The 26956-nt window shown below is 75.4% G+C and carries 30 protein-coding genes; 23 read left to right on the forward strand and 7 right to left on the reverse strand.

The features are described 5' to 3' along the window. Nucleotide 1: 1 nt before the first annotated feature. The gene (locus ACI78S_RS04190) at nt 2-589 is read left to right on the forward strand and encodes a hypothetical protein (protein WP_456970953.1); all 588 of its coding nucleotides are present in this window, start codon (nt 2-4) and stop codon (nt 587-589) included. Here ACI78S_RS04190 and ACI78S_RS04195 read toward each other — a convergent pair. The 5 genes from ACI78S_RS04195 to ACI78S_RS04215 form a co-directional block, all read right to left on the reverse strand. Continuing rightward, the gene (locus ACI78S_RS04195; protein WP_456970954.1) at nt 577-1623 is read right to left on the reverse strand and encodes an ABC transporter ATP-binding protein; all 1047 of its coding nucleotides are present in this window, start codon (nt 1621-1623) and stop codon (nt 577-579) included. The genes ACI78S_RS04190 and ACI78S_RS04195 overlap by 13 nt on opposite strands. After that, nucleotides 1620-2429 carry an ABC transporter permease gene (locus ACI78S_RS04200; protein WP_456970955.1) on the reverse strand — a complete coding sequence of 270 codons (810 nt, stop codon included), beginning with the start codon at nt 2427-2429 and terminating at the stop codon, nt 1620-1622. The genes ACI78S_RS04195 and ACI78S_RS04200 overlap by 4 nt, the downstream gene beginning before the upstream one ends. Next, the gene (gene modA / locus ACI78S_RS04205) at nt 2426-3217 is read right to left on the reverse strand and encodes a molybdate ABC transporter substrate-binding protein (RefSeq protein WP_456970956.1); all 792 of its coding nucleotides are present in this window, start codon (nt 3215-3217) and stop codon (nt 2426-2428) included. Before modA ends, ACI78S_RS04200 begins: the two co-directional genes overlap by 4 nt. A gap of 64 nt (nt 3218-3281) precedes the next feature. Beyond that, nucleotides 3282-3677, reverse strand: a complete 396-nt coding sequence (locus tag ACI78S_RS04210; RefSeq protein WP_456970957.1) for a TOBE domain-containing protein — start codon at nt 3675-3677, stop codon at nt 3282-3284. A gap of 38 nt (nt 3678-3715) precedes the next feature. Next, nucleotides 3716-4309: a cysteine hydrolase family protein gene (locus tag ACI78S_RS04215; protein WP_456970958.1), complete on the reverse strand. Its 594-nt coding sequence runs from the start codon at nt 4307-4309 to the stop codon at nt 3716-3718. Between ACI78S_RS04215 and ACI78S_RS04220 the strand changes: the two genes are divergently transcribed. The 9 genes from ACI78S_RS04220 to ACI78S_RS04260 all read left to right on the forward strand — a co-directional run bounded on the left by ACI78S_RS04220 (nt 4308) and on the right by ACI78S_RS04260 (nt 12968). Next, entirely contained in the window at nt 4308-5669 is a 1362-nt protein-coding gene (locus tag ACI78S_RS04220; RefSeq protein ID WP_456970959.1) for a DUF2786 domain-containing protein, read from the forward strand. The genes ACI78S_RS04215 and ACI78S_RS04220 overlap by 2 nt on opposite strands. A 104-nt stretch (nt 5670-5773) precedes the next feature. Then, nucleotides 5774-6214 (forward strand): flavodoxin family protein, encoded by a 441-nt coding sequence (locus ACI78S_RS04225; RefSeq protein ID WP_456970960.1) that lies wholly within the window; start codon nt 5774-5776, stop codon nt 6212-6214. A 46-nt stretch (nt 6215-6260) separates the two neighbouring features. Continuing rightward, nucleotides 6261-7982, forward strand: coding sequence for a RecQ family ATP-dependent DNA helicase (locus tag ACI78S_RS04230; protein WP_456970961.1), 1722 nt, complete (start codon nt 6261-6263; stop codon nt 7980-7982). Between the two features lie 100 nt (nt 7983-8082). Next, a complete protein-coding gene (locus ACI78S_RS04235) occupies nt 8083-9726 on the forward strand; it encodes a carbamoyltransferase family protein (protein ID WP_456970962.1) in 1644 nt (547 codons plus the stop codon). A gap of 125 nt (nt 9727-9851) precedes the next feature. Continuing rightward, the gene (locus tag ACI78S_RS04240) at nt 9852-10289 is read left to right on the forward strand and encodes a DUF4383 domain-containing protein (RefSeq protein ID WP_456970963.1); all 438 of its coding nucleotides are present in this window, start codon (nt 9852-9854) and stop codon (nt 10287-10289) included. A 199-nt stretch (nt 10290-10488) separates the two neighbouring features. Then, a complete protein-coding gene (locus ACI78S_RS04245) occupies nt 10489-10896 on the forward strand; it encodes a DUF4383 domain-containing protein (protein WP_456970964.1) in 408 nt (135 codons plus the stop codon). Between the two features lie 127 nt (nt 10897-11023). Beyond that, entirely contained in the window at nt 11024-11305 is a 282-nt protein-coding gene (locus ACI78S_RS04250) for a DUF3040 domain-containing protein (RefSeq protein ID WP_456970966.1), read from the forward strand. Between the two features lie 51 nt (nt 11306-11356). Then, on the forward strand, nt 11357-12568 hold the full coding sequence (locus ACI78S_RS04255) for an acyl-CoA dehydrogenase family protein (RefSeq protein WP_456970967.1): 1212 nt from the start codon (nt 11357-11359) through the stop codon (nt 12566-12568). A gap of 31 nt (nt 12569-12599) precedes the next feature. After that, nucleotides 12600-12968, forward strand: a complete 369-nt coding sequence (locus ACI78S_RS04260; protein ID WP_456970968.1) for a hypothetical protein — start codon at nt 12600-12602, stop codon at nt 12966-12968. 19 nt (nt 12969-12987) lie between these two features. On the opposite strand, the gene ACI78S_RS04265 is transcribed toward ACI78S_RS04260, so the two are convergent. Together ACI78S_RS04265 and ACI78S_RS04270 are read right to left on the reverse strand one after the other, a co-directional pair. Continuing rightward, nucleotides 12988-13188 carry a hypothetical protein gene (locus ACI78S_RS04265; protein ID WP_456970969.1) on the reverse strand — a complete coding sequence of 67 codons (201 nt, stop codon included), beginning with the start codon at nt 13186-13188 and terminating at the stop codon, nt 12988-12990. A 241-nt stretch (nt 13189-13429) separates the two neighbouring features. After that, the gene (locus ACI78S_RS04270; protein WP_456970970.1) at nt 13430-14005 is read right to left on the reverse strand and encodes a hypothetical protein; all 576 of its coding nucleotides are present in this window, start codon (nt 14003-14005) and stop codon (nt 13430-13432) included. A gap of 95 nt (nt 14006-14100) precedes the next feature. Between ACI78S_RS04270 and ACI78S_RS04275 the strand changes: the two genes are divergently transcribed. From ACI78S_RS04275 to ACI78S_RS04335, 13 genes are all read left to right on the forward strand, one after another. Further along, nucleotides 14101-14664 (forward strand): hypothetical protein, encoded by a 564-nt coding sequence (locus ACI78S_RS04275; RefSeq protein ID WP_456970971.1) that lies wholly within the window; start codon nt 14101-14103, stop codon nt 14662-14664. A 65-nt stretch (nt 14665-14729) separates the two neighbouring features. Next, nucleotides 14730-14999 (forward strand): ArsR/SmtB family transcription factor, encoded by a 270-nt coding sequence (locus ACI78S_RS04280; protein ID WP_456970972.1) that lies wholly within the window; start codon nt 14730-14732, stop codon nt 14997-14999. 38 nt (nt 15000-15037) lie between these two features. Then, nucleotides 15038-15394 (forward strand): VOC family protein, encoded by a 357-nt coding sequence (locus tag ACI78S_RS04285; protein ID WP_456970973.1) that lies wholly within the window; start codon nt 15038-15040, stop codon nt 15392-15394. A 76-nt stretch (nt 15395-15470) separates the two neighbouring features. Further along, nucleotides 15471-16721, forward strand: a complete 1251-nt coding sequence (locus ACI78S_RS04290) for a multidrug effflux MFS transporter (RefSeq protein ID WP_456970974.1) — start codon at nt 15471-15473, stop codon at nt 16719-16721. Nucleotides 16722-16885: 164 nt separating this feature from the next. Continuing rightward, the gene (locus ACI78S_RS04295; protein WP_456970975.1) at nt 16886-17683 is read left to right on the forward strand and encodes a DeoR/GlpR family DNA-binding transcription regulator; all 798 of its coding nucleotides are present in this window, start codon (nt 16886-16888) and stop codon (nt 17681-17683) included. Continuing rightward, nucleotides 17680-19179, forward strand: a complete 1500-nt coding sequence (locus ACI78S_RS04300) for a rhamnulokinase (protein ID WP_456970976.1) — start codon at nt 17680-17682, stop codon at nt 19177-19179. The genes ACI78S_RS04295 and ACI78S_RS04300 overlap by 4 nt, the downstream gene beginning before the upstream one ends. Before the next feature lie 85 nt (nt 19180-19264). Continuing rightward, nucleotides 19265-20311 carry an autoinducer 2 ABC transporter substrate-binding protein gene (locus tag ACI78S_RS04305; protein ID WP_456970977.1) on the forward strand — a complete coding sequence of 349 codons (1047 nt, stop codon included), beginning with the start codon at nt 19265-19267 and terminating at the stop codon, nt 20309-20311. Nucleotides 20312-20386: 75 nt separating this feature from the next. Continuing rightward, nucleotides 20387-21952, forward strand: coding sequence for a sugar ABC transporter ATP-binding protein (locus ACI78S_RS04310; protein WP_456970978.1), 1566 nt, complete (start codon nt 20387-20389; stop codon nt 21950-21952). Continuing rightward, the gene (locus ACI78S_RS04315; protein ID WP_456970979.1) at nt 21949-22992 is read left to right on the forward strand and encodes an ABC transporter permease; all 1044 of its coding nucleotides are present in this window, start codon (nt 21949-21951) and stop codon (nt 22990-22992) included. The genes ACI78S_RS04310 and ACI78S_RS04315 overlap by 4 nt, the downstream gene beginning before the upstream one ends. Then, nucleotides 22989-24095, forward strand: coding sequence for an ABC transporter permease (locus ACI78S_RS04320; protein ID WP_456970980.1), 1107 nt, complete (start codon nt 22989-22991; stop codon nt 24093-24095). The genes ACI78S_RS04315 and ACI78S_RS04320 overlap by 4 nt, the downstream gene beginning before the upstream one ends. Further along, entirely contained in the window at nt 24092-24868 is a 777-nt protein-coding gene (locus ACI78S_RS04325) for a class II aldolase/adducin family protein (RefSeq protein WP_456970981.1), read from the forward strand. Before ACI78S_RS04320 ends, ACI78S_RS04325 begins: the two co-directional genes overlap by 4 nt. Beyond that, nucleotides 24865-25563, forward strand: coding sequence for an HAD family hydrolase (locus ACI78S_RS04330; RefSeq protein ID WP_456970982.1), 699 nt, complete (start codon nt 24865-24867; stop codon nt 25561-25563). Before ACI78S_RS04325 ends, ACI78S_RS04330 begins: the two co-directional genes overlap by 4 nt. Nucleotides 25564-25573: 10 nt before the next feature. After that, nucleotides 25574-26953, forward strand: coding sequence for an FGGY-family carbohydrate kinase (locus ACI78S_RS04335; protein WP_456970983.1), 1380 nt, complete (start codon nt 25574-25576; stop codon nt 26951-26953). Nucleotides 26954-26956: the final 3 nt, after the last annotated feature.

Below are 26956 nucleotides of genomic sequence, written 5' to 3' on the forward strand. Positions count from 1 at the left end.
TGTGCTGGAACGAGGGGACGACGTGCTCATCGGCCTGATCGTGGCGTGCGAGATCGCCTTCTGGGTCCTGCTCCTGGGCGGCCTGCTGCTGCGCTACGCGGCGCGCCGGCCGCGCGCGGGCGCGGTGGTCCTCGTCTGCGTGCCCCTCGTCGACCTCGTGCTGCTCGGAGCGGCCGCGCTCGACGTGCGCTCCGGCGGGACCGCCTCGCTCCCGCACGCGCTGGCCGCGGTCTACCTGGGCGTCTCGGTCGGCTTCGGGCACCGGATGGTCCGCTGGGCCGACGAGCGGGTGGCGCACCGGTTCGGCGGCGGCCCCCGGCCGGTGCGGCCGCCCGAGGCCGGCCCGGCGCACGCCCGCCACGAGCGGCGGATGTGGCTGCACCACCTGCTGGCCTGGGGTGTCGGGGTCGCGCTGCTCGGCGCCGGGGTGGTCGTCGGCGGTGGCCTCGAGCGCACCGCGGCGCTCTGGCAGGTGGCCGCCGTGTGGACGGTCGTGCTGCTCGTCGATCTGGTCGTGTCGATGAGCTACACGGTGTGGCCGCGGCCGCAGCCGACGGCCGATCGGTCCGCGGTCCCTCAGCGGGTGTAGACCGCGACCTCGGAGGCCTTGACCGCCGCCCAGACGGCCGCGCCGGGCGCGAGGCCCAGCTCGACGAAGGCCCGCTCCGTGACGTCGGCGACCAGCGGCACCTCGCCGTCGAGCTCGCAGCGCACCGTCGCGCCGTGCGGGGTGGCGCCGACCAGGCGCGCCGGCCACACGTTGCGCGGGCTCCCCTCGGGCCGGACCGGGTAGAGGGCCACCGACTCGGGGCGGACGGCGACGAAGACCGGGCCGGCCGCCTCCTCGGCGACCGCGACCACGCCGCCGCCGTCCAGGCGCACCGTCGTCCCCTCCCCCGTGCCGGGCAGCAGGGACAGGCCGACGAGCCGGGCGACGTAGTCGGTCCGCGGGCGGCGGGCGACCTCGACCGGGGCCCCGCTCTGCACCACCCGGCCCTCCTCGAGCACGAGCACGCGGTCGGCCAGCGCCATCGCGTCGACCGGGTCGTGGGTGACCAGCACGGTGCTGCCGGGGAACTCGGCCAGGTGCCGGTGCAGCTCGGCGCGCACGGCGAGGCGGGTGCGGGCGTCGAGCGCCGAGAGCGGCTCGTCGAGCAGCAGCAGCGCCGGCTCGGGGGCGAGCGCGCGGGCCAGGGCCGTCCGCTGCGCCTGACCGCCGGACAGCTGGCCCGGCCGGTGGTCGGCCAGCCCGCCCAGCCCCACCCGGGCCAGCCACTCCCCCGCGCGCCGGCGGGCCTCGGTCCGCGGAACGCCTCGGGTGCGCAGGCCGAAGGCGACGTTGTCCGCCGCCGACAGGTGCGGGAAGAGCAGGTGGTCCTGGAAGACCATGCCCAGCGCCCGCTCGTGCGGGGCCAGGTGCACGCCGTCGTCGTCCCACGTCCGGCCGTCGACGACCACCCGGCCGGTGTCCGGCGGGAGGAGGCCGGCGAGCACCCGCAGCACCGTGGACTTGCCGGCGCCGTTGGGTCCGAGGACGGCGAGCACCTCGCCGTCGGCGACGTCGAGGTCGATGTCGACCCGCAGCCGGCCGCGGCGGACGCCGATCGAGGCGTGCAGCGTCATCCGGCGGCGGCCCGGCCGAGCCAGCGGTCGCGGAGGAGGAGCAGGGTGGCCAGCGAGACGAGGAGCAGCAGCAGCGAGAGCACGATGGCCGCCTCGGGCTCGCTCTGCAGGGCGAGGTAGACCGAGAGCGGCATCGTCTGCGTCGTCCCCGGGAAGTTGCCGGCGAAGGTGATCGTCGCGCCGAACTCGCCCAGCGCCCGCGCCCAGCACAGCACCGCGCCGGCCGCGATCCCGGGGGCGACGAGCGGGAGGGTGACGCGGCGGAAGGTGGTCCACCGGTCGGCGCCGAGGGTCGCCGCGGCCTCCTCGAACCGGGCGTCGGCGGCGCGCAGCGCGCCCTCGACGCTGATGACGAGGAACGGCATGGCGACGAACGTCTCGGCGATGACCACGGCGGCGGTGGTGAACGGGATGGTCACGCCGGTCGTCTCGTGCAGCCACTGCCCGACCAGGCCCTGCCGGCCGAGGACGAGGAACAGCGCCACCCCGCCGACCACCGGTGGCAGCACCAGCGGGACGGTGACCAGGGCGCGGAGGACGGCCCGCCCGCGGACGCGCGTCCGGGCCAGCACCCAGGCGAGCGGGACGCCGAGCACGAGCGACACGGCGGTGGCCAGGGTCGCCGAGACCAGGCTGAGCCGCAGCGCCTCGCCGACCTCGGGCTCGGCCAGGCGCGCGCCGAGCTCCGACCACGGGGCGCGCACGACCAGCCCGAGCAGCGGGAGGACGAGGAAGGCGATGCCGACGGCCGCCGGCACGAGGAGCGGGAGCGGGACGCGGCCGTCCCGCCGGGCGGACGTCCTCACGGAGCGCGGAAGCCGGCGTCCTCGAGGGCCTGCTGCCCCTCGTCGGAGAGCACGAGGTCCACGAACGCCTGCGCCGCTTCGGGGTTCGGCGCGCCGGCCAGGGTGCAGATCGGGTAGCGGTTGACGGCCTGCTCGGCCTCGGGGAACGGGATGCCCTCGACGGCGTCGCCGGCGGAGCGGACGTCGGTGGCGTACACGAGGGCGGCGTCGACCTCGCCGAGCTCCACCTTGGTGAGGGCCGCGCGGACGTCCTCCTCCAACGTGTCTGGCCGGGCGGTGACCCCGGCCGTCTCGAAGACCTGCTCGGCGGCCGCCCCGCAGGGCACCTCGGGGGCGCACACCGCCAGCGCCAGGTCGGCGTCGGCGAAGTCGGCCAGCCCCGTGATGCCGGCGGGGTTGCCCGGCGGCACGGCGATCTCCAGGAGGTTCTCCGTGAAGACCGTCGGGTCCTCGCCCTGCAGGCCGGCGCCGGTGACGACCGCCATCCGGGCCTCGTCGGCCGACGCGAACACGTCGGCCGGCGCGCCCTCGGTGATCTGGGTTGCCAGGGCCGAGCTGCCGGCGAAGTTGAACCGGACGTCCAGCTCCGGGTTGTCCCCCGCGAGCCGGTCGCCCAGGGCGGTGAAGACGTCGGTGAGCGACGCGGCGGCGAAGACGGTGAGGGTGCCGGTGAGCCCGCCGCCGTCCGCCCCGGTGCCCTGCCCGGTGCCGGTGCCGGGGTCGGCGGCGGTCGAGCCGCAGGCGGCGAGGGCGAGCAGGGCCGCGAGGAGCAGTGCCGAACGCCTCACCCAGGCCCCCTTCTTCCGCGACTGCGGAGAAGGGGAACAGATGGCGCCGCAGTTGCGCAAGCCGCTACGGGATGTCGACGCTCACCTGCGTTGCCTTGACCGTCGCGACGGCGCGGACCCCCACCTCGAGGCCCAGCTCGTCGGCGGCCTCGCGGGACATCAGCGACACCAGGCGGAACGGCCCGGCCTGGATCTCGACCTGGGCCATCACGGTGTCCCGGACGACGCGGGTGACGATGCCGGTCAGCCGGTTGCGGGCGGAGGAGGACCGCGTGGTGCCGGGGTCGGGCGGCTCGTGCAGCTGGGCGGCCACCCGGGCGAGGTCGGCGCCGTCGACGCGGGCCGGCCCGCCGCCCTCCCGGCGCACCGGGAGCCGGTTGCTGTCGATCCAGCGCCGCACCGTGTCGTCGCTGACGCCGAGCAGCTCCGCGGCCTCGGCGATGCGGTAGGAGGCGGCCACGGCCAGACCCTAGACGGCGAGCCCGGCCGCTCCCGTCCTCAGTCCGGGATGGCCCGGCCGTCGGGCACGACCAGCCCGAACAGGTCGGCGATCGCGGCCAGGCTCACCGTCTGCACCGCGGCGGCCGGGACGGTGCCCTCGGGCCCGGGCAGGTCCCGCGTGGCGGTCGCCGACGCCACGACCGTCGGCCGGTACCCCAGGTTGAAGGCGCCGCGCGCGGTGGAGTTGATGCACATGTGCGTCATGAACCCGGCGAGCAGGACGTCCCGGCCCGAGGCCGCGCACCGGGCCTCCAGGTCGGTGCCGACGAAGGCGTTCGGGCGGTCCTTCACGACCACGGGCTCGTCGCCCCGCGGTGCCACCCGGTCGACGATGGCGCCGCTCTCCGCCCGCACGTCGTAGGGCGATCCCGGACCGGCGTCGTGCTGGATGTGGATCACGGGGACCCCGGCGCTGCGCGCCCGGTCGAGGAGCTCCTCGACCTGGTCGAGCGCCTGCTGCACGCCGTCGAGCTCGAGCACCCCGCGGGTGTAGGTGTTCTGGCAGTCGACCAGCACGAGGGTCTGGTCCCGCCACGACGCCGGGGTCTCCGGCAGACCGCTCAGGCGCCGCAGGCTGGTCGTCTCGCTCATGGGGGCTCCGATCCCGGGGACGGGGGCGCCCATGGTCGCGCCGTGCCACGCTCGGCACAACGGCCTGTGGACGACGCCGCGCCGTCCACAGCTCGTGCTCCGGTCGGCGGCCGGGCCGGGCAGCATGGCCGGGGTGTTCGACGACGCCTGGCTCACCGACCTCCTCCGGCACCGCAGCGGCCTGCTCACCGACGCCGGGGTGGCGCAGGAGCTGGCCGCCACGCTGGCCGTGCACCACCCCACGGTCGACGGCGGGGGGATCGCGACGCGGGCGCTGCAGGACGCCCTCGACGAGGCGTGGGAGCGCGGCTGGCAGCCGGCCGACCTGGTGCACGCGGCCCGCCGCGAGGCGACCTCGGCCTCCGTGCCGCTGGCGGTGGCGCTGATCGGCGAGCACGCGCGGCGCAGCGACGCCGAGCGCCGGGCGCCGGACGCGTGGCTGGCGCAGCTGCACGACCTCGGCGCCCTCCCGCCCGGGGCCCCCGAGGTCGTCGCCGCCTGGCACCGGGCGCACCGCCGGCCGCCGGCCGAGGCGTGGCGCACCGTGCTGCGGCTCGCCGGGCTGCTGCGCACCGCCGCGCGCATCGACCAGCTGGTCCCGCCGCCGTCCCGCTGGCCGGCCGCCCGGCCGGCCGCCCGGCCGGCCACCCGCACGGCCGCCCCGGACGACGCCCGCGTGCTGCGCCGCATCCGCGGGCTGCTGGCCAAGGCCGAGTCGACGGAGTTCCCGGAGGAGGCCGAGTCGCTCACCGCCAAGGCGCAGGAGCTGATGGCCCGGCACGCGGTCGACGCGGCGCTGCTGGGCGCCGCCGCCGACGGTCCGGCGCCGGCCGGTGTGGGCACCCGGCGGGTGCACGTCGACGACCCGTACGTGCGGGCGAAGATGCAGCTGCTCGGGGCGGTCTCCGACGCCAACGGCGTGCGCCTGGTCTGGTACCGGAGCCTCGGCATCGCCAACCTGGTCGGCATGCCGGCCGACCTGGACGCGGTCGAGCTGCTGTTCACGTCGCTGCTGCTGCAGGTGGCGCAGGCGCTCGCCGTCGCCGAGCGGCGGGCGGGGCACCGGTCGGCGTCCCGGTCGTTCCGGCGGTCGTTCCTCCTCGGGTACGCGCACCGGATCGGGGAGCGGCTGACCACCGCGCGGCAGCAGGCCACCGCGGAGGCGGCCGCGGAGAAGGGCGTCGACCTGCGGCCGGTGCTGCGCAGCCGGCAGGCCGCGGTCGAGTCGGCGTTCACCGAGCTCTTCCCGCGCGTGCGCACCAGCCGCAGCCGGGCCTCGGTCGACGGCGGCGGCTGGTACGCCGGCCGGGCCGCCGCCGACCGCGCCGACGTCGGCACCCGGCGGTCGTCCCTCCGCTGACGCTCGTCGAGGCCGGCGCCCCGCTGATCGGCCGACCGGCGTTCCCGCGGGAACGCGGGAACGCGGGAACGCGGGAACACGGGAATGCGGGCGATGATGCGCGCGTGCCCCGCCTGCTCGTCGTCCACCACACGCCCTCACCAGCCATGCAGGCCGTCCTCGAGGCGGTGAAGGAGGGCGCGGCGATGGTGGAGGAGGTGGAGCTGACCCTGCGGCCGGCGCTGTCGGCCGGTGCGGCCGACGTGCTGGCCAGCGACGGCGTCCTCCTCGGGACGCCGGCGAACATCGGCTACATGTCCGGTGCCCTCAAGCACTTCTTCGACACCGTCTACTACCCCTGCCTCGACGCCACCGTCGGGCTGCCCTACGGCGTCTACGTGCACGGCAACGACGACACTGCCGGCGCGCTGTCCGCCATCCGGAAGATCACCGGCGCCCTGCGGTGGAAGGAGGTCGCCGCGCCGCTGGGCCTCACCGGGGCGCCGGGCCGGGACGACCTGGAGGAGGTGCGCGAGCTCGCGGCCACGGTCGCGGTCAGCCTGTGACGTCCGGCGCGGTTTGCCGCTCCGGGCGGTCGGGCAGCCTGAGCCGGTGCCACCACGCGGACGCAACGACGACCAGGACAACCCCGCCGGCAACTCCGCGTCGGTGCGGACCCGGCGCATCCGGGAGATCGCCCGCGACGTCCTCGGCTACGACGACTTCCGCCCCGGCCAGGAGCGGGCCATGCAGAGCGTGGCCGCCCTCCGCGACACCCTCGCCGTGCTCCCCTCCGGCGCCGGCAAGTCGGCGATCTACCAGGTGGCCGGCCAGCTGCTCGACGGACCGGTCGTGGTCGTCTCCCCGCTCATCGCCCTGCAGCGCGACCAGGTCGAGCGGCTCGAGGAGCTGGGGCCGGACCGCGTCGGCCGCGCCGCCCAGCTCAACAGCAGCCTGCCCGCGGGCGAGCACCGCGACGTCCTGGAGGGCCTGGGGGACGGAACGGTCCGCTTCGTCCTCCTCGCCCCCGAGCAGCTCACCAAGCCCGAGGTGGTCGACGCGATCCGCGACGCGGCGCCGGCGCTGTTCGTCGTCGACGAGGCCCACTGCGTCAGCGCCTGGGGCCACGACTTCCGCCCCGACTACCTCCGCCTCGGCGGGGTGATCGAGCAGCTCGGGCACCCCACGGTCCTCGCGCTCACCGCCACCGCCGCTCCCCCGGTCCGCGCCGAGATCGTCGAGCGCCTCGAGATGCGCGAGCCCGACGTCGTCGTCGCCGGCTTCGACCGCCCCGAGATCCGCCTCGAGGTCGACCAGCACGCCGACGCCCACGGCAAGCGTGCGGCGGTCCTCGACCGCGTCCTGCAGCAGGTCGGCGACGGGCAGCTGCCCGGCATCGTCTACAGCGCCACCCGCAAGGGCACCGAGGAGCTGGCCGAGGCCCTCGCCGAGCGCGGCCTGCGGGCCCGCGCCTACCACGCCGGCCTGCGCAAGGCCGAGCGCGAGGACACCCAGGAGGCGTTCATGACCGACGGGCTCGACGTCGTCGTCGCCACCACCGCCTTCGGCATGGGCATCGACAAGCCCGGCGTCCGCTTCGTCGTCCACGCCGAGCCCGCCGACTCCGTCGACAGCTACTACCAGGAGATCGGCCGCGCCGGCCGCGACGGGCAGCCCGCCCTCGCCGTGCTCGTCTACCGGCAGGAGGACCTCGGCCTGCGCAAGTTCTTCGCCGCCGGGATCCCGCCCGAGGAGGAGCTGCAGCAGGTCGCCGGGCTGGTCGCGGCCGCGGAGGCCGCCGGCATCGAGGACGGCGTCGACGTCGCGGCGCTGCGCGACGAGACCGGCCGCGGCGCCACCCCGCTCGCGCGCGACCTCAACCTCCTCGAGCAGGTCTCCGCCGTCGTGCTCGACGAGGAGGGCGCCGCCCACCCGGCCGAGGGGGCGCCGTCCCCCGGCGACGCCGCCGCGGCCGCGCGCGAGCTGGCCGAGCACCACGAGCGGGTCGACCAGAGCCGCGTGGAGATGATGCGCGGCTACGCCGAGACCACCGAGTGCCGCCGCCAGTTCCTGCTCGGCTACTTCGGCGAGCAGCTGGAGGAGCCCTGCGGCAACTGCGACAACTGCTCCGCCGGCCTCTCCCAGCAGCAGCCCGAGGACGACGAGACCCCCTTCCCGGTCGAGACCCCGGTGGAGCACCCGGAGTGGGGCGCCGGCGTCGTCATGCGGGTGGAGGACGACCGCCTCGTCGTCCTCTTCGACGAGGTCGGCTACAAGACCCTCGCCCTCGCCGCGGTCACCGAGCACGGCCTGCTCAGGACCCGCACCGCCTGACCGGGTCACTCGTTCGGGCCCTCACCCTGCGGGGTGATCGCGAAGGCTTGATCATCAGCACTGGAACCGGGCGCGGCGCCCGGCCGGAAGGAGTCCCCGCGTGAAGGTCCTGGGCATCAACGCCATCTACCACGACCCGGCGGCGGCCCTGGTCGTCGACGGCAAGGTCGTGGCGGCGGCGGAGGAGGAGCGCTTCAGCCGTCGCAAGCACGGCAAGCGCCCGCTGCCGTGGAGCGCCTGGGAGCTGCCCGAGCTGTCCGCCGCCTGGTGCCTCGAGGAGGCCGGCATCCGGCCCGACGAGCTCGACGCCGTCGCCTACTCGTTCGACCCCGCGCTGATGGTCACGCCCGAGGAGACCGGGCTGTTCGACGACGGCGACACCATGCGCAAGAAGTACGCCGAGATGGCGCCCGACTTCCTCGCCCACGCCCTGCCCGGCCTCGACCCCGCCAAGGTCCGCTTCGTCAAGCACCACGTGGCGCACGCCGCGTCCGCCGGGCTCGCCGCGCCGCAGCGGGACAACGCCGTCCTCGTGCTCGACGGCCGCGGCGAGGCCCACAGCCACCTCGCCGGCCGCTACGTCGACGGGCAGCTGGAGATCCTCGCCGGCCAGGCGCTCCCCCACTCCCTCGGCCTCATGTACGAGGAGCTCACCGACCACCTCGGCTTCCTGCGCAGCTCCGACGAGTTCAAGGTCATGGCGATGGCCTCGTACGGCAAGCCGCGCTTCCTCGGCGAGCTGTCGGAGCTGATCCGGGCCACCGGCGACGGCGGCTTCGTCACCGAGAAGATCGACTTCTCCGAGTTCGCCCCGCGCCTCGGCAAGGACGAGCAGTGGACCGAGGACCACGCCGACCTCGCCGCCAGCGTGCAGACCCGGCTGGAGGAGGTGCTGGTCGAGCTGGCCCGCTGGGTGCACGAGCAGACCGGCGACAAGGTCCTGACCATGGCCGGCGGCACCGCGCTCAACTGCGTCGCCAACACCCGCATCCTCGCCGAGAGCCCGTTCGAGGAGGTCTGGGTGCAGCCGGCCGCCGGCGACGCCGGCACCGCGCTGGGCAGCGCCCTGCACGTGGCGCACGAGCTGGGCGAGCGCACCGAGCCGATGCCCGGCGCCGCGCTCGGCCGCGGCTGGACCGACGAGCAGATCGAGAAGTGGCTGCAGACGGCGGCGATCGACTACGAGCGGCCCGACGACGTCGCCGAGGCCGTCGCGGAGGTGCTCGCCGACAACGGCATCGTCGCCTGGTTCCAGGGCCGCAGCGAGTACGGCCCGCGGGCCCTGGGCCACCGCTCCCTGCTGGCCCACCCCGGCTTCGAGACCAACCTCGAGCGGATGAACGACGTCAAGGGCCGCGAGCAGTTCCGCCCGGTGGCCCCGATGGTGCTGCTCGAGAAGGCCCCGGAGATCTTCAGCCGCGGCCCCATCCCCTCCCCGTACATGCTGTTCGTGCACGACGTCGCGCCCGAGTGGAAGGACCGCATCCCCACGGTCACCCACGTCGACGGGACGGCGCGCATCCAGACCATCGACCCGCGGACCGAGCCGCTGGTGCACCGGATGATCTCCGCCTTCGAGCGGCGCACCGGGCTGCCCGTCGTCGTCAACACCAGCCTCAACACCGCGGGGCGGCCCATGGTCGACGACCCGCGCGACGCCCTGGAGTGCTTCGGCTCGGCGCCGGTCGACCTGCTGGCCATCGGCCCGTTCGTCGTCCGCCGGCCCCGGCCCACCCCGCGCTGACGACCCGGCAGGTCGTGCCCCACCCGGTCGGGTGACATCTGTTTCCGCAGGTCACCCGACGGGTAACGCACGGTCCGGATCCGTCGAGCCACCGGCGGAGGACGCACACCTCCTGGAGGACACCCATGGCCGCTTCGGCGGGCAACACCGACGCCGGCGCCCGCACCTGGCCGCAGCTGCTCGCGCTGGTCTTCGGCGCGGTCTACCTGCTGGTCGGCATCGTCGGCTTCTTCGTCACCGGGTTCGACAACTTCGCGGGCAACGCGGAGCACGAGACCCTGCTCGGGTTCATGATCAACCCGCTGCACAACATCGTCCACATCGTCATCGGCCTCGCCGGCCTGCTGCTCGCCCGGACCCTCTCCGGCGCGCGCACGTACGGCTGGCTGCTGGCCGTCGGCTACGGCGCCGTCTTCGTCTACGGCCTGATCGCCGCCGGCGAGGACTGGGACTTCCTCAACATCAACGCCGCCGACAACGTGCTGCACATCGCCACGGCCGTGGTGGGCCTCGTCATCGCGCTGGGCCCCGTGCGGACCGCGGTGGGCAACCGCAGCGCCTGACCGCCGCACGCCGCGAGGCCGGGTCCCGTCGGGGGCCCGGCCTCGCCGCGTGTCGGTGTGGGTCACGACCGGATCGCGTCGTTCCGCAAGCCCTTGACGGCGCGGCCACGGCGCGGACCGTTGGGGACGCGGGGAACACCGCGCAGACCGCATCCCCTGGAGGACACGGATGTCCACCGACCGCACCACCGCCCGAGGCATGACCTGGCCGCAGCTGGCCTCGCTCGTGATCGGCGCGATCTACACGCTCATCGGCATCATCGGGTTCTTCGTGACCGGCTTCGACGACTTCGCCGCCGACACCGGCGAGTCGCTCCTCGGCTTCATGGTCAACCCGCTCCACAACATCGTGCACCTGGTCGTCGGCATCGCCGGGCTGGTGCTGTCCCGGTCGCTCTCCGGCGCCCGCACCTACGGCTGGGTCCTGGTCGTGGGCTACGGGGCGGCGTTCGTCTACGGCCTGTTCGCCGTCGGCGAGACCTGGGACTTCCTCGCCCTGAACTGGGCCGACAACATCCTCCACCTGGTCACCGCGCTGCTCGGCGCCGCGATCGCACTCGGCCCCGTGCGCAGCGCGGTGGGCGGCGGCCACCGGGTCGGCGCCTGACCCCACGGGCCGGCCGGTCCCCGGCGACACGCCGGGGGCCGGCCGTGTGGGACGACCGACGACGGGGAACCGCACGCGACGACGGGCCAGCACGCGGCCCGTCCCGGCCCGGCGAGGGGCGGCGGCCATGGACGACGATCCCGTCCTGCGGGCGCTGGACGAGGCGCTGGAGCACGACGACCCGCGTCTGGCGGCGCGGATGCGCGGCGCTCCGCGGCACGGCCCGGCGCTGATGGCGGCGGGGGTGCTCGCCGCGGTGCTGGTCCTCCTCGCCGCGGTGGCGCTCGGCCCCGTGGTCATCGGCGCCGTCGCGGTGGTCCTGCTCGTCGCCGCGCCGATCGCGGTCTGCCGCTGCACCGACTGCGTCGACCGGCTGCGCCCGCCGGAGGGCCCGCCCGACCCCCGCTGACCGCCTCCACCCCACCGCGACACCCCTGGTGGGGGCGGATACGTTCCGGGCATGGACTTCGCCCTGTCGGCACGCGCCGAGGACGTCTGCGGCCGCATGTGGGACTTCATGCGGGAGAGCGTCTTCCCCGCCGAACCCGTCTACGACGAGTGGCGCGCCGCGCGCGGCCACGACAACCACGACCACCCGCCGGTCCTGGAGGACCTCAAGGCCGAGGCGCGCAAGCGCGGCCTGTGGAACCTCTTCCACCACGAGCTCGGGGGGCTGTCCAACCTGGAGTACGCCTCGGTCGCCGAGATCATGGGGTGGTCGCCGGTGATCGCGCCCGAGGCCACCAACTGCGGGGCGCCCGACACCGGCAACATGGAGACGCTCATGCTGTTCGGCACGCCCGAGCAGAAGGAGCGCTGGCTGAACCCGCTGCTCGAGGGCGAGATCCGCTCGGGCTTCGCGATGACCGAGCCCGACGTCGCGTCCTCCGACGCGCGCAACATCCAGACCTCGATCGTCCGCGACGGCGACGAGTACGTCATCAACGGCCGCAAGTGGTGGACGACGGGCGCCGCCGACGAGCGCTGCCAGATCTTCATCGTCATGGGCAAGACCGACCCGGACGGCCCCGCGCACCGGCAGCAGTCGATGGTGCTGGTCCCCCGCGACACCCCCGGCCTGGAGATCGTGCGGCACTTGCCGGTCTTCGGCTACCAGGACCAGCACGGCCACTCGGAGCTGCGGTTCACCGACGTCCGGGTGCCGGTGTCGAACATCCTGGCCGGCGAGGGCGACGGGTTCATGATCGCGCAGGCCCGCCTCGGCCCGGGCCGCATCCACCACTGCATGCGGGCCATCGGCATGGCCGAGCGCGCGCTCGCGCTGATGGTGGAGCGGGCCAAGGACCGGGTCGCCTTCGGCCGGCCGCTGGCCGAGCAGGGCACCGTCCGCGAGCAGATCGCGCTCTCGCGCATCGAGATCGACCAGGCCCGGCTGCTGGTGCTCAAGACCGCCGACCTGATCGACAAGTTCGGCGCCAAGGGCGCCCGCACCGAGATCGCCGCGATCAAGGTGGCGGCGCCGCGGGTCTGCCTCGACGTGATCGACCGGGCCATCCAGGTCCACGGCGGGGCCGGCGTCAGCGACGACACGCGCCTGGCGCGGATGTGGGCCAGCGCCCGCACGCTGCGCATCGTCGACGGGCCCGACGCCGTGCACATCCGCTCCGTGGCGCGCGAGGAGCTGGCGCGCGAGCGCCCCTGGAGCGGGTGAACCTGTCGGGAGGGCCGGTCACACTCCCCCGGTGACCGTCCCTCCCGAGGTGCAGCGGCTGCTCGACGAGCACACCGACGACGTCGCCCGGACCGCGCTCGAGCTCCGGCAGGTCCTGCTCGAGGGCCGACCGGACCTGGTCGAGCGCGTCCGGCACGGCTGGCACAGCCTCAACTACCGGCACCCCTCCGCCGGCTACGTGGCCGGCCTGTTCCCCCTCGCCGACCGCGTTCGGCTGGTGCTCGAGCGCGGCGCGGAGCTGCCCGACCCGCAGGGCAGGCTGCGCGGCGCGGGGCTGCGCACCGTGCGGTACCTGGAGTTCGGCCCGGGCGACGGCGTCGACGGCGAGGTGGTGCTCGAGCTGGTCGACCTCGCCGTCGGCCTGGGCCCGCGCCGCTGAGGGCGGGCGGAGCGCGGCGTCAGGGCGCCAGCGTGCCCCCGAGGGCGCCGCCGGCCAGCTTGGCCTGCAGCGTGGAGCGGTCCAGGCCGATGGACTCGAGGGCGCCGGCGTCCCCGTCGGTGTCCACCTCGTCGGGCAGCGCGCTCTCCGCCCTGTCGGCGGTGTCGTTGTCCCCCTCGGTGCGCAGGATGCGCACGAGCTCGTCCCTGGCGATCTTCACGCGGGCACCTCCCCATCCGGCGCACCGCGCTGGGCGCCGTCCGACCTGGTGCTTCCCCGCGCGCCCCGGCCGAAACCGGTGGCGGGGGCAGCGGTGCGGGGGGAAGGCCTCGGGCGCGACGACGCTGGCGCGCCCGAGGAGGGCAGACGGTCCCCGGCCGCGCTCGGTGAGCGCGGTGGCGAGCGGCACTGCCATGCCGACACGATGCCAGTCGTCCCAGACGTCTTCCACGTGAGCCGCGTCACCCGATGGGCGGAACCGGCTCCCGCCCGGGCGGCCAGGTCCAGGTGAAGCCGACCGTCACCCCCTCGGCCGAGTCGACGAACCGGTGGGCGGCGTGCTCGCCGTCCAGGGTCACCACCTCCGCGGCCCGGATGCGGGCGCCGGCGCCGAAGCCGTCCCAGACCGCCCACTCCAGGAGGGCGGGCAGCCGCTCGGGGGAGAACTCCACCCGCATGTCGAGCCGCTCCACCCGCTGGCGCATGGCCCGGCGGACCTCCGGCGCGGGCACCGAGCGCCAGTCGAAGAGCGTCTCGTACTCGAAGGACGCGGTCTCCCCCGCGGCCAGCGGGCGGGGGAACTCGAGGTCGACGGCCACCAGCCCGTCGGCGTCCGGGCGCGGCCGGCCGGCCCGCGCCCCGCGGAGCGCCCGGACGCGCGCCTCCCGGCTGTCGAAGCGGTAGGTGTAGCGCGTCACGCCCGACCGCAGCGCCCGCAGCACGTGCACGGTGCGGTGCCGGACCGGCAGGCCGTCGGGCCCGACGCTGTGCCACTCGTGCAGCGACACCGTCCGGTGCGCCGGCGCGCCTCCCGCCACCCGTCCTCCCGGCCCCCGCGGTATCGGAACTCGCCGTCCACCTGCGGCTTCCCGAAACGGGTGAGACCGTACCGGGATCGGGCGAGAGGAGCACGGTGGTGGAGCACGGGGGCGCCGCACCGAGCCGGGTCGCGGTGGTGGCCGACGACGCCGCCGACCGGCGCTGCCTGACCGCGTCGCTGCGCCGGGTGCCCGGCGCCGAGGTGGTCGCCTGGGCGGAGGACGCCGAGGTCCTCCTCGTCCTGGGCAGCCGGGTGGACGCCTGCGTCTTCGCCGCGGCACCGGCGGAGGCGTGGGCGGCCCGGCTGCGCCAGCGGGGCATCTCGCTGGTCGTCCTGCCGCGGGGCGCCGACCCGGTGGAGGTGCTGCGCAGCGAGCTGCAGGTCGGTCGCGGGGGCCTGCTGCGCCGTCCCCGTCTGGCCCCGCGGCAGCGGGAGGTGCTGGTCGCCTACGTGTCGGGCAGCGACCTGCTGCCGACCGTCGCCCGCGAGCTGGGCATGGACCGCGAGACGCTCAAGACGCACCTGCGCCGGATCCGGGCGAAGTACGCCGAGGTGGGTCGGCCCGCGCCGACCCGGCGCGACCTGTACGTGCGCGCGGTCGAGGACGGCCTGGTGCCGCCGCCGGCCGAGAGCGACCCCTCCCACCGCCACCCCTGAGGGCGGGGCCGCGGCTTCGCGGCGGGGTCTTGTCAGGCAAGCGTGCACTTGCCTATCGTTCCGTCGTGGGTGACGTGTTCAAGGCCCTCGCGGACCCGACCCGGCGCGCCATCCTCGACGAGCTCCAGGACCGCAGCGGTCAGACGCTGTTCGAGCTGATCAACCGGCTGATCTCCCGGCACGGGTTGAGCTCGACGCGCCAGGCCGTGTCCCAGCACCTGGAGGTCCTCGAGGCGGCGGGCCTGGTCCGGTCGCGGCGCGAGGGGCGCTACAAGTTCCACGACCTGGACACCTCACCCCTGAAGGCCATCGTCGAGCGGTGGCGCATCGAGTGAGAGGAACTCCTGTGCGGATCAACCTGAGCGGTATCCACGTGGACGACCAGGCAAAGGCGCTGGCCTTCTACACCGACGTGCTCGGCTTCGTGAAGAAGAACGACGTCCCGCTCGGGGAGCACCGGTGGATCACCGTGGTGTCCCCCGAGGAGCCGGACGGCGTCGAGCTGGTGCTGGAGCCCAGCGACCACCCGGCGGTCGGGCCGTACAAGGCGGCCCTGGTGGCCGACGGCATCCCGTTCACCTCCTTCGCGGTGGCCGACGTGCACGCCGAGTTCGACCGGCTCAAGGGCCTCGGCGTCACCTTCACCCAGGAGCCCACCCGGATGGGCCCGGTGACGACGGCGATCTTCGACGACACCTGCGGCAACCTCATCCAGATCGCCGCCGTGTGACGCCCGCGCGGGGGCCGGGTCGATGGCCCGCGCAACGATCCGGAATGAACCGCCGCCGGCTCGACTTGGCCCTCGCGTGAGCCCCGCGCAGACCACCCCCGCTCCCCGCCCCCTCGGCACCGCCCGGCTCGCGCTGGTCCTGGGCGCGTTCGTGGCCGTCGGCCCGCTCACCATCGACATGTACCTGCCCGCGCTGCCGGCGCTGCGGTCCGACCTGGGGACGACGTCGGCGGGCGTCCAGCTCACCCTCACCGGCACGCTGGTCGGTCTGGCGGTGGGCCAGCTCGTCGTCGGGCCGTGGTCCGACGCCCTCGGCCGGCGCAAGCCGCTGCTGGCCGGCGTCGCCCTGCACGTGGTGGCGTCGCTGCTGGTGCTGGTCGCCCCGGACCTCGCCACGCTCGCCGTGCTGCGGGTGCTCCAGGGGGTCGGCACCGCGGCCGCCGGCGTGGTCGCCCTGGCCGTCGTCCGCGACCTCTTCGACGGGCGGCGGGCGGCCACGATGCTCTCCCGCCTGTTCCTCGTCATGGGCGTCGCCCCGGTGCTGGCGCCCACCCTCGGCGGCGAGGTGCTCCGGTTCACCTCGTGGCGCGGGGTGTTCGCCGTCCTGGCCCTCTACGGCGTGGTCCTGCTGGTCGTCGGCGCCCTCGCCCTGCCCGAGACGCTGCCGCCGGCCCGCCGCCGCAGCGGCGGCGTCGCGGGGACCGTGCGGACCTACGGGGTCCTGCTGCGCGACCGGGCGTACGTGGGGCTCGTGGTGGTCGCCGGCCTCACCATGGCGGCGCTGTTCACCTACGTCTCCGGCTCCTCGTTCGTCTACCAGCGGCAGTTCGGCCTCGACGAGCAGGAGTTCGGCCTCCTCTTCGGCGCGGGCGCCGTGTGGCTGATCGCCGCCACGCAGCTGAACCCGCTGCTGCTGCGCCGCTGGTCGCCCGCGCAGGTCCTGCTCACCGCGACCGTGGCCGGGGCGCTCGGCGGCGCCGCCCTGCTCGTGCTCTCCGCCACCGGCGCCGGCGGGCTGCCGGCGGTCGTGGCGCCCCTGTGGGCGATCCTCTTCGCCGCGGGTCTGGGCCTGCCCAACGCGCCCGCCCTGGCGCTGTCGCGCTACGGCGACGCGGCCGGCTCGGCGGCCGCGCTGCTCGGCGCCGTGCAGTTCGGCGTCGGGGCCGCCGTCTCCCCTCTGGTCGGCCTGCTGGGCAACGACGCGCTGGCGATGGGCGAGGTGATCGTCGCGGCGCTGCTGCTGGCGGTCGCCGTGCTCGTGGTCGTCGTCCGGCCGTGGCAGCTGGCCGAGCCGCAGGAGTCCTCCGCGCCCGCGTTCGCGCACTGACGCCCCCCGAGGACGGACCGGTCCGCCGGGGGCCTCCGAAAGCCACCACCTCCCGATCGGAATCCGAGCGCTTTCACTTCTCTGCGCAGCCTTGACCCCCGCTTTCGCGGGCCTTACGTTCGCTCGCGCATGTGGCTCCGGTCACAGGCCCGTCGACGGAGGGGGTGGTCCCGCTGCCCTCGCTCGACGAGCACGCGCGGTCGGAGGCGATCCTCTCCGCGCTGGGCGCCACCGGCCGGGTGGAGGTCAACGAGCTCGCGCAGCGCCTCGAGGTCTCCACGGTCACGATCCGCAAGGACCTCGACGCCCTCGAGCAGCGGGCGGTGCTGCGCCGGGTCCGCGGCGGGGCCGTCGCCGCGCCGGTCGTCGACGAGGGGTCGTTCGAGACGCGGCTGCGCGTGCGGCGGGCCCAGAAGGTGGCCGTCGCCCAGGCGGTCGCGCCGCTGGTCGGCGACGGCGACGTCATCGCGCTGGACTCCTCCACCAGCTGCCACTACCTGGCCCAGGAGCTGCTCGACCGCCGCTCCCTGGTCGTGATCACCAACAGCATGCCGACGGCGACGCTCTTCTCCGAGCGCTCCGAGGCCACCGTGCTGGTGCCCGGCGGCATCGTGCGGCGGTCGGCCCGCTCGATGGTCGGCATGCTCGGCGACGTGCTGGCCGGCCGGGGCCGCATCGACAAGGCCTTCATCGGCGCGCACGCCGTCTCGGCCGAGCGCGGCCTGCTCGACATGGCGCTGGAGGAGGCGCAGGCCAAGCAGTACTTCGCCGCCCACGCGCGCGAGCTGTACGCCCTGGTCGAGTCGGGCAAGTTCGGCGCCTTCTCGCTGCACCCGGTGGTGCCGCCGCCGGAGCTGACCGGCCTCTACACCGACCGCGGGGCCGACCCCGCCGTCGTCGCGGCGCTCGAGCAGGCCGGCACCCGGGTCCACCTCGTCGACGTCCCGGAGGACCGGCGGTGACCGCGGTGCGCACCGTGGCCGCGGTCGACCTGGGCGCCGAGAGCGGCCGGGTGGTGCGGGCCGACTTCGACGGCGCGCGCATCGACGTCCGGGAGGTCGCCCGGTTCCCGCACGCCCCGGACGCCGTGGACGGGATCCTGCGGTGGGACCTGGACCTGCTGGTCCGGGAGATCACCGGCGGGCTGGCCGCGCTGGGCGCGGACGGTCCCGTGGCCTCGGTCGGGGTGGACGCCTGGGGCGTCGACTACGGCCTGCTCGACGCCGACGGCGCCCTGGTGGACCGGCCCACCTGCTACCGCGACCCGCGGCAGGTGCCGGCCATGGAGGAGGCGCTGGCCCTGGTGGGCCGGGAGCGCCTCTACCGCGCCACGGGCGTCCAGCTCAACGAGATCAACACGGTGTTCGCGCTGCTCTCCGACGCCCGGACCACCCACCGCCTGGACCGCGCGGCCACCCTGCTGATGCTCCCCGACGTCGTGCACCACCTGCTCGCGGGCAGCCGGGTCACCGAGGTGACCGCCGCCTCGACCAGCGGCCTCTACGACGTCGCCACCGGCCGCTGGGTCCGCGAGCTGGCCGAGGAGCTCGGCATCCCGTCCCGGCTGTTCCCGGAGGTGGTGCCGGCCGGGACCGACCTGGGCCGGGTCCTCGGCCCGCTCGGCGACGGGCCGCTGGCCGGCACCCGGGTCGTCGCGCCGGCCGGGCACGACACCGCCAGCGCCGTCCTGGCCACGCCCTTCGCCGAGCCCGGCTCGCTGTTCGTCTCCTCGGGCACGTGGTCGCTGGTCGGCGTGGAGCTGCCCGCCCCCGTGGTCACCGACGCGTCGCTGCACCTCAACCTGACCAACGAGGGCGGGTACGCCGGCACGACCCGGCTGCTGCGCAACGTGATGGGGCTGTGGCTGCTCCAGGAGTGCCGGCGGGCCTGGGCGGAGGCCGGGCTCGCGCTCACCTACGCCGACCTGACCGCGCTCGCCGGCCGGGAGCCCGCCCTGCGCAGCGTGGTCAACCCCAACGCCCGCCAGTTCCTCGGCCGCGGCGACATGCCCGCCCGGGTGCGGGACTACTGCCGCCGCACCGGTCAGGCGGTGCCCGGCACGCCCGCCGCGATCACCCGCTGCGTGGTGGACTCGCTGGCCCTCAGCTACCGGGTGGCCGCCGAGGACATCGCCGCCGTCACGGGCACGCCGCCGCCCGCCGTCTCGGTGACCGGCGGCGGCGCCCGCAACGAGCTGCTCGCCCAGGCCACCGCCGACGCCACCGGGCTGCCGGTGCACTGCGGCCCGGTGGAGGCCACCTCGCTCGGCAACGCGGCCGCCCAGCTCGCGGCGCTCGGCGAGCTGGGCGGGCCGGCGGACGTCCGCGCCGTCGTGGCGCGGGCCGCCGACGTCCGGACCTTCGTCCCGCGCCCCGACGAGCGCTGGGCGCAGGCCGCGGCCCGGCTGCGGGAGATGGCCCGCGACGACGACCGGCAGCGGGGGTTGCTCCCCATCTGACCCGCGCGCACCACCCGAACTGCACCGGCTCGCCGAGCCCGGTGGCACCACGGGGGAACCCACCCCCCAGCCCGAGAGGTGACCGATGAGGAAGACACGCACCACGCGGATGGCCGGCGCCCTGGGCCTGTCGGCCGCGCTGATCCTGACCGCCTGCGGTGAGGGCAGCGGCGGCTCGGCGGGCGGGGACGACGGCGGCGGCGGCTCGGAGGGCGGCGGCGGCGACGTCACCGTCGCCTTCGTGCCCAAGCTGCAGGGCATCCCGTACTTCGAGGCGATGAACACCGGCGGCCAGCAGGCCTGCGAGGAGCTCGGCTGCACCTGGCTCTACCAGGGCCCCGTGGAGGCCGACCCGGCCGCCCAGGCCGACATCGTGCGGTCCTACATCCAGCAGGGCGTCGACGCGCTCATCGTGGCGCCGAACGACCCCGACTCGATGGCCCCGCTGCTGCAGCAGGCCGCCGACGCCGGCATCTCGGTGGCCACCTCCGACACCGACGCCCCCGACTCGGTCCGCGAGGTGTTCGTCAACCAGGCGTCCACCGAGGGCATCGGCCAGGCCCTGACCGACGCGCTGCTCGAGGCCATGGGCGGCAGCGGCAGGTACGCCATCGTCTCCTGCGGCCAGACCGCCGAGAACCTCAACTCCTGGATCGAGGTGCAGCAGGCCTACACCGCCGAGAAGTACCCGGAGGCCGAGATCGTCGACATCGTCTACGCCGGCGAGGACCAGGCGATGGCCACCCAGATGGCCACCGACCTCATGAACGCCCACCCGGACCTCACCGGGCTGGTCGGTGAGTGCACCTCCTCGGCGCCCGGCGTGGCCCAGGCCGTCCGCGACGCCGGCAAGATCGGCCAGGTCTTCACCGTCGGCCTCGGCACGCCGCAGTCGATGCTGCCGTACCTGGAGGACGGCTCGTCCAGCGCGAGCATCCTGTGGGACGTCGAGGCGCTGGGCTACCTGACCGCCTGGGCCGGGGTGCAGCTCGCCAACGGCGAGGAGTTCGCCGCGACCAACGAGGTCAGCGCCGACCTGCCCGAGGTCGAGTACGACGAGGAGACGAAGACGCTGCTCCTCGGCCCGCCGCTGCGCATCACGGCGGAGAACGCTGGCGACTACGACTACTGACCCGCGGCCCCGGGGAGGGCCGGCCCGCCGCCGGCCCTCCCCGGGTCCCCGGCCACCGGCCGCAGCGAGGAGACCATGAGCGAGACCCAGACGCCCGGTGCCGGGGCCGCCGCGGCCGACCGGCCGGCCGGGCCCGGAGCCGAGCGGCTCGCCGTCCGCGGCGTGTCGAAGCGCTACGGCGCCGTCCGCGCCATCCGCAACGCCGACATGACCGTCCGCGCCGGCAGCGTCCACGCGCTGGTGGGTGAGAACGGCGCCGGCAAGTCCACCCTGATCAAGATCCTCTCCGGGGCGGCGACCGCCGACACCGGCGAGATCACCTTCGACGGCGCGCCGGTGACCATCTCCGGCACGGCCGACGCGATCCGCCTCGGCATCGCCACCGTCTACCAGGAGCCCCAGCTCTTCCCCGACCTCACCGTCGCCGAGAACGTCTTCACCGGCCGCGAGATCACCCGCCGCGGCAAGGTCGACTGGGCGGCGCAGAACGCCAAGGTCGTCGAGCTGCTCGAGCTCATCGGCCTCCCCCGCCGGTACGCGACGGTCCCGGTCAGCGACCTGTCGATCGCCGAGCAGCAGCAGGTCTCGATCGCCAAGGCCCTCGTCGGCGACGCGAAGGTGCTCATCCTCGACGAGCCCTCGGCGATCCTCACCGACGCCGAGATCGAGGTGCTCTTCGGCGTCGTCCGGCGACTGGCCGCCGCCGGCGTCGCGATCATCTACATCTCCCACCGGCTCGACGAGCTGTTCGTCATCGCCGACGAGGTCACCGTCATGCGCGACGGGCAGACGCTCGGCACCTGGCCGATCGGAGAGCTCTCCGTCCGCAAGGTCGTCGAGCTCATGGTCGGCGGCATCCTCGAGGACACCCCGCCCCAGCACACCGTGCCCGACGCCCCGCCCCGCCTGGTGCTGGAGGGGCTGGGCCTGGAAGGGGAGTACGCCGACGTCGACGTCGCCGTCCGGCCGGGCGAGATCGTGACGCTCTACGGCCTGGTCGGCTGCGGAGCGGCCGAGATCGCCGAGACCGTGTACGGGATGCGCCGGGCCGACACCGGCCGGATCCTCCTCGACGGCCGGCCGGTGGCGCCGTCGTCCCCGCGGGCGGCCAAGCGGCTCGGGATCGCGCTGCTGCCGGCCAACCGCAAGCTGCAGGGCCTGTTCAGCTTCCAGTCCATCGCCTTCAACATCTCGGCCGGCCACCTGCCGCTGCTGTCGAAGCTGCGGCTGTGGATGGACCGCCGGCGCGAGCGCCAGGTGGCCCGCGACTTCATCCAGCGGCTGTCGGTCAAGACGCCGTCGGAGCGCCAGCCGGTGTCGGCGATGTCCGGCGGCAACGCCCAGAAGGTCGTGCTCGCCCGGCAGCTGGTGGAGCGGCCCAAGGTGCTGGTGCTGGCCGAGCCCACGCAGGGCGTCGACGTCGGCGCCAAGGAGGAGATCCACAAGATCGTCCGATCGCTGGCCGACGAGGGGACCGCCGTCCTCATCGTCACCTCCGACCTGCCGGAGGCCATCCGGGTGTCCGACCGGCTGCAGGTCGTGCGGGCGGGGACCACGACGGTCGAGTTCGGCCCCGGGGCGAGCCAGGCCGACGTCCTGGCCGCCGCCGCGGGCGCGGTCGAGCAGGAGGAGGCGGCATGAGCACACCGACCCTCACCCCGCCCGGCGGGGCGCCGCCCGGCGGGGCCGAGGCGCACACCGCCAAGGAGCGCGGGCGGGTGCTGCCGTTCCCGATCACCGGTCAGGAGATCGTGCTGATCGTCGTGATCGCGCTGCTGTGGGTGGCGCTGGCGTTCTCGACGCCGGCGTTCCTCACCGAGGGCTCGATCGTCCCGCTGCTGGTCGCCATGGCGCCGGTCGCGCTGATCGGCATCGGCATGACGGTCATCATCATCACCGGCGGCATCGACGTCTCGGTGGCCGGCATCGTGATGGTCTGCGCCGTCGTCGTGGCCAAGGCGATGGTCGACTCGGGCGTCCCGCTCCTGGTCGCCGTCCTGTTGTCGGTGGTGCTGGGCGGCGTGCTGGGGCTGGTCAACGGCGTGCTCATCGCCTACGGGCGGGTGCACGCGATCATCATCACCTTCGGCACCGCCAACCTGTTCCGGTGGCTCGGGCTGCAGCTGTTCGGCGGCACGACGGTCGACAACATCCCCGGCACGCTGGCCTTCTTCGGGCGCGGCGAGGCCGGGCGCACGCTGGGCGTGCCGCACAGCTTCGTGATCATGCTGCTCATCGCGGCGCTCGCCTGGTACTACCTGCGGCACACGGCCGGCGGGCGCCACCTGTACGCCATCGGCGGCGACGCCGACGCCGCCCGCCTCGCCGGCGTGAAGGTGCAGCGACGGGTCCTCTCGGCCTACGTCCTCACCGGACTGCTCACCGGCCTGGCCGCCTGCTTCGTGATCGCCCGCGGCACCTCCACCCTGGCGCCGAACGTGGGCGCCGGGATGGAGCTCGCCGCGATCGCGGCGGTCGTCATCGGCGGCACCTCGATCATGGGCGGCCGAGGCTCGGTGCTCGGCACCGTGCTCGGCGCCCTGCTCGTGCAGACGGTCACCTCCGGGGTGACCCAGCTGGGCTGGCGGTCGCAGCTGTCCAGCCTGTTCGTCGGCATCCTGATCCTGATCGCCGTCGGAGCGGACCTGCTCCGGGAGCGGCGCGCGAGGAGGACCACATGAGCACCGCGGTCTCCCCCCCTCCCCCGGCACCCGCGACGGAGGACGGCGGCGCGCCCCCGTCGCGGATCCGCCAGATCGGCGCCGCGGCGCTGCGGGCGCTGCTCACCCAGCGCATCGTGCTGCTGCTGGTGCTCATCGTGGCGGTGGTCGTCACCTTCGTGACGCTGTCCCAGCGCAACTACCTCACCGCGCCCTACGACGCCGGCTACATGTCCAGCAGCCTCATCAGCGCCGTGCCGCTGGTCATGCTGGGCCTGGCCGAGCTGCTGGTCATCACCTCCGGCCGGGGCGGCATCGACCTGTCGGTCGGCGCGATCGTCTCGCTCACCAGCATGGTGTTCGGCTTCGCCTACGGGGAGTGGGGCTGGCCGCTGTGGGCCTCGATCCTCCTCGCGGCGGCGTTCGGGTGGCTCTGCGGCGCGGTCAACGGCTTCCTGGTCGCCTACATCGGCTACCCGGCGCTGATCACCACGCTGGCGACCTACTACGCCTTCTCGTCGATCGCGATCGTCATCAACGACCAGCAGCCGATCAGCACGCAGCCGATCCAGGACTTCTTCTCCGCCGCCCGCTCCATCCCCGTCGGCGGCGGCGACGACCCGCTGCAGGTGCCGCTGGGCACGCTCACCTTCCTGCTGCCCACCGCGGTGGTCATCTGGCTGCTGCTCAACCGCACGACGTACGGCCGGCGGCTCTACGCCATCGGCACCAACGACGTCGCCGCGGAGTGGTCGGGCATCGACGTCCGGCGCACGCGCTTCACCGCCTACGCCACCGCCGGGCTGATCTCGGGCCTGGTCGCGGTGGTCACGGTGGCCCAGTTCGCCTCCGCCCGGCCCGACGCCGGCGTCGCCGGCAGCGGCATGGCGCTGCCCGCGATCACCATCGCCGTCCTCGGCGGCGTCGCCATCACCGGCGGCATCGGCCGGGTCGCGGGCGTCGTCCTGGCCACGCTGCTGGTGGTGTGGCTCAACGCGGGGATCCTGCTCGCGGTGCCGGGCAACGCCGGCTCGCAGCTCCAGCTGTTCGCTCTCGGCGTCGTCCTCATCTTCGCCGCGCTGCTCAACGGGCTGACCCAGCGCCGGTACGGCAGCACCGGATGACCGCCGTCTGGGACCCCTCGGTCGTCTCGGACGACCTGGTCGCGCTCACCCGCTCGCTCGGCGAGCGGGAGCGCGACCTCGTGATCCTCGCCGAGGGCAACACCTCCGCCCTCCTGCCCGACGGCCGGGTGGTGGTCAAGGCCTCCGGGTCGGGGATGCGCGGGGCGACGGCCGAGGACTTCGTCGTCGTCGACGTCGACCCGCTGGTGGAGCTGATGCGCTCGCCGACCGCCACGCAGGCCGACCTCACCGCGGCCCTCGACGCCGGGGAGCAGGGGGGCCGGCGGCGGCGGGCCTCGATCGAGACGCTGGTGCACGTGGCCGCGCAGGCGTTCGCCCCCACCGCGTTCGTCGGGCACACGCACCCGACCGCGGTGGTGGGGCTGCTGGCCAGCGTGCACGGGCCCACCGCCTGGGACCGGCACGTGTACTCCGACGAGGCCGTGGTCATCGGCCGGCCGCTGTACGTGCCGTACGCCACTCCCGGGATCGACCTGGGCCGGCTCTACCTGCGGGCGCTGGAGCGCCACGTCGGCGAGCACGGCGAGCTGCCGACGCTGGTGCTGCTGGGCAACCACGGCATCGTGGTCAACGCCCCGACGCCGGCGGGCGTCGAGGCCGCCTCGGAGATGGCGGTCAAGGGCGCGCAGGTGCGGGTGGCCGCGTACTCGGTGGGCGGGGTGGTGCCCCTGGACACCGCGAAGGTGGACGAGTTCTTCACCCGGGAGGACGTCGTCGAGCGGCGGGCCCGGCTCAGCGGCAGCCCGGCGTGACCCTGCCGCGGACGCTGCGGGCGGTGTTCCTCGACGTCGGCGGCCCGGTGTACGACGACGGGAACTACCTCACCGCGGTGCTGCGGGCGCTCGACGAGCTGCGCGCCGAGCAGGGCCGCGGCCCGGCGGACCGCGTCGTGGTCCGGCGCGTGTACGACGCGGTGCGGGCCCGGCAGGGTGGGTCGCTGCGCACGGCGCTCGCCACCGAGCTGCTCGGCGACGCCGGCCTGCGCGGCGCGCTGCACGAGCGCACGCGGCAGCACTGGGTGCACCCGCCCGGCACGCTCCAGCCCGACGTGCTGCCGCTGCTGCGGGCGCTGGCCGGGCGGGTGGTGGTGGGCGTGCTGGCCAACCAGGAGGCCGGTGTGGTCGACGCGCTCACCCGCGACGGCGTCGCGCCGTTCGTCGACGTGTGGGGGGTCTCGGCCCTGGTCGGCCACGAGAAGCCGAGCCCGGAGCTGTTCCGGTGGTGCCTGGCGCAGGCCGGCTGCGCCCCGGGGGAGGCGGTGCACGTCGGCAACCGGCTGGACACCGACGTGCGCCCGGCGGCCGCCCTGGGCCTGGGCACCGTGTGGGTGCTGCGCGGCGAGGCGCCCGACGAGCCCACGCCCGCGCAGCTGGCCGAGCCCGACCTGGCGGTGCGCGACCTCATCGGGCTGGCCGACGTCCTGCTGCCGCTGGCCGCGCGCCCGTGAGCGGGCACCCGTGAGCGACCAGAGCCTCGTCCTCGGCGTCGACCTCGCCACGGCCGACGTGCGCGTGCTGGCGGTCGACGCGGGCACGGGCGCGGTCGTCGGCCGCGCCGCCGCGCCGCTGCCCGCCCCGTCGGTGCCCGGCCCGGGGCAGCAGGAGCAGCCGCCGGTGCACGCGGCGGTCGCCCGGGCCGTCCTGCGGGCGGTCACCACCGCGCTGGGCCGCCGGGCCGCGGACGTCGGCGCGCTCGCCGTCACGGCCACCTCGGGCAGCGTCGTCCCGGCCGGCGCCGACGGGGCGCCGGCCGGGCCGGTGCTGCTCTACGCCGACCGGCGCGGCGCCGGGCTGCTCCCGGCTCCGGGCGCCCCGACCCTGCACCGGCTGGCCTGGCTGGCCGCCGAGCGCCCCGGCGCCCGCTACCTGCACGTGCCCGACCTCGTCGTCGCCGACCTGACCGGGCGGCTGGTCACCGACACGTCGCACGCGCTCAAGGCCGGCATCGACCCGGTCGCCGCCCGCTGGCCGCTCGACCTCCTGGCCGCGGCCGGGATCCCCGCCGGCGCGCTGCCCGAACTGGTCCGCCCCGGCACCGACGTCGGCGAGGTCCGCGCCGCCGCCGCGGCCGACGTGGGGCTGCCCGCCGGGGTGCGGGTGGTCGCCGGCATGACCGACGGCTGCACGGCGCAGCTGGCCACCGGCGCCGTCGTCCCGGGCCGGACGACCGGGGTGCTGGGCACGACGCTGGTGCTCAAGGGGGTCGCGGACCACGAGGTCACGGGCTTCGGCGGCGCGGTCTACTCGCACCTGGCCCCGGACGGCGCCTGGTGGCCCGGCGGCGCCTCGAACACCGGCGCCGGGGTGCTCGGCGCCGACGTCGACCTGGCAGCCGCCGACGCCGCCGCCGCCCGGCTCGGCCCGTCGCCGTGGACGGCCTACCCGCTGCCCGGCACCGGCGAGCGCTTCCCCTTCGCCCGGCCGGACGCCACCGGCTTCCTCACCGGCCCGGGCACGCCCGCGCCGGCCGAGCGGCACCGCGCCCTGCTCGACGCCGTGGCCCTCGTCGAGCGGCTCGGGCTGGAGCGCCTGGCCGCGCTGGGCGTCGCCTCCACCGACCACCGCGTCGCCGGCGGCGGCACCCGCTCCGCCGTCTGGACGACGATCCGCGCCAGCGCCCTCGCCCGCCCGGTCACCGTGCCGGCGCAGCCCTCCAGTGCCTTCGGCGCCGCCGTCCTGGCCGCCGCCGCGCGGGCCGGGGAGCCGGTCGCCGCCGCGGCCGACCGGCTGGTGGTCCCGGCGGCCGTGGTCGACCCCGACCCCCGGCAGACCGGTCCGCTGGACGAGGGCTACCGGCGGCTGACCGGGGAGCTGCGCCGGCGCGGCTGGCTCGGCTGAGCG

Source organism: Geodermatophilus sp. SYSU D00815 (assembly GCF_054050035.1).

What these genes read in the sequence shown, in the direction of transcription:
- ACI78S_RS04195 (WP_456970954.1), bottom strand. Translation starts at nt 1,623, where the DNA reads ATGACGCTGCACGCCTCGATCGGCGTCCGCCGCGGCCGGCTGCGGGTC.
- ACI78S_RS04220 (WP_456970959.1), top strand. Translation starts at nt 4,308, where the DNA reads ATGGGGGCTCCGATCCCGGGGACGGGGGCGCCCATGGTCGCGCCGTGC.
- ACI78S_RS04215 (WP_456970958.1), bottom strand. Translation starts at nt 4,309, where the DNA reads ATGAGCGAGACGACCAGCCTGCGGCGCCTGAGCGGTCTGCCGGAGACC.
- ACI78S_RS04240 (WP_456970963.1), top strand. Translation starts at nt 9,852, where the DNA reads ATGGCCGCTTCGGCGGGCAACACCGACGCCGGCGCCCGCACCTGGCCG.
- ACI78S_RS04245 (WP_456970964.1), top strand. Translation starts at nt 10,489, where the DNA reads ATGACCTGGCCGCAGCTGGCCTCGCTCGTGATCGGCGCGATCTACACG.
- ACI78S_RS04250 (WP_456970966.1), top strand. Translation starts at nt 11,024, where the DNA reads ATGGACGACGATCCCGTCCTGCGGGCGCTGGACGAGGCGCTGGAGCAC.
- ACI78S_RS04255 (WP_456970967.1), top strand. Translation starts at nt 11,357, where the DNA reads ATGGACTTCGCCCTGTCGGCACGCGCCGAGGACGTCTGCGGCCGCATG.
- ACI78S_RS04305 (WP_456970977.1), top strand. Translation starts at nt 19,265, where the DNA reads ATGAGGAAGACACGCACCACGCGGATGGCCGGCGCCCTGGGCCTGTCG.
- ACI78S_RS04310 (WP_456970978.1), top strand. Translation starts at nt 20,387, where the DNA reads ATGAGCGAGACCCAGACGCCCGGTGCCGGGGCCGCCGCGGCCGACCGG.
- ACI78S_RS04315 (WP_456970979.1), top strand. Translation starts at nt 21,949, where the DNA reads ATGAGCACACCGACCCTCACCCCGCCCGGCGGGGCGCCGCCCGGCGGG.
- ACI78S_RS04320 (WP_456970980.1), top strand. Translation starts at nt 22,989, where the DNA reads ATGAGCACCGCGGTCTCCCCCCCTCCCCCGGCACCCGCGACGGAGGAC.
- ACI78S_RS04325 (WP_456970981.1), top strand. Translation starts at nt 24,092, where the DNA reads ATGACCGCCGTCTGGGACCCCTCGGTCGTCTCGGACGACCTGGTCGCG.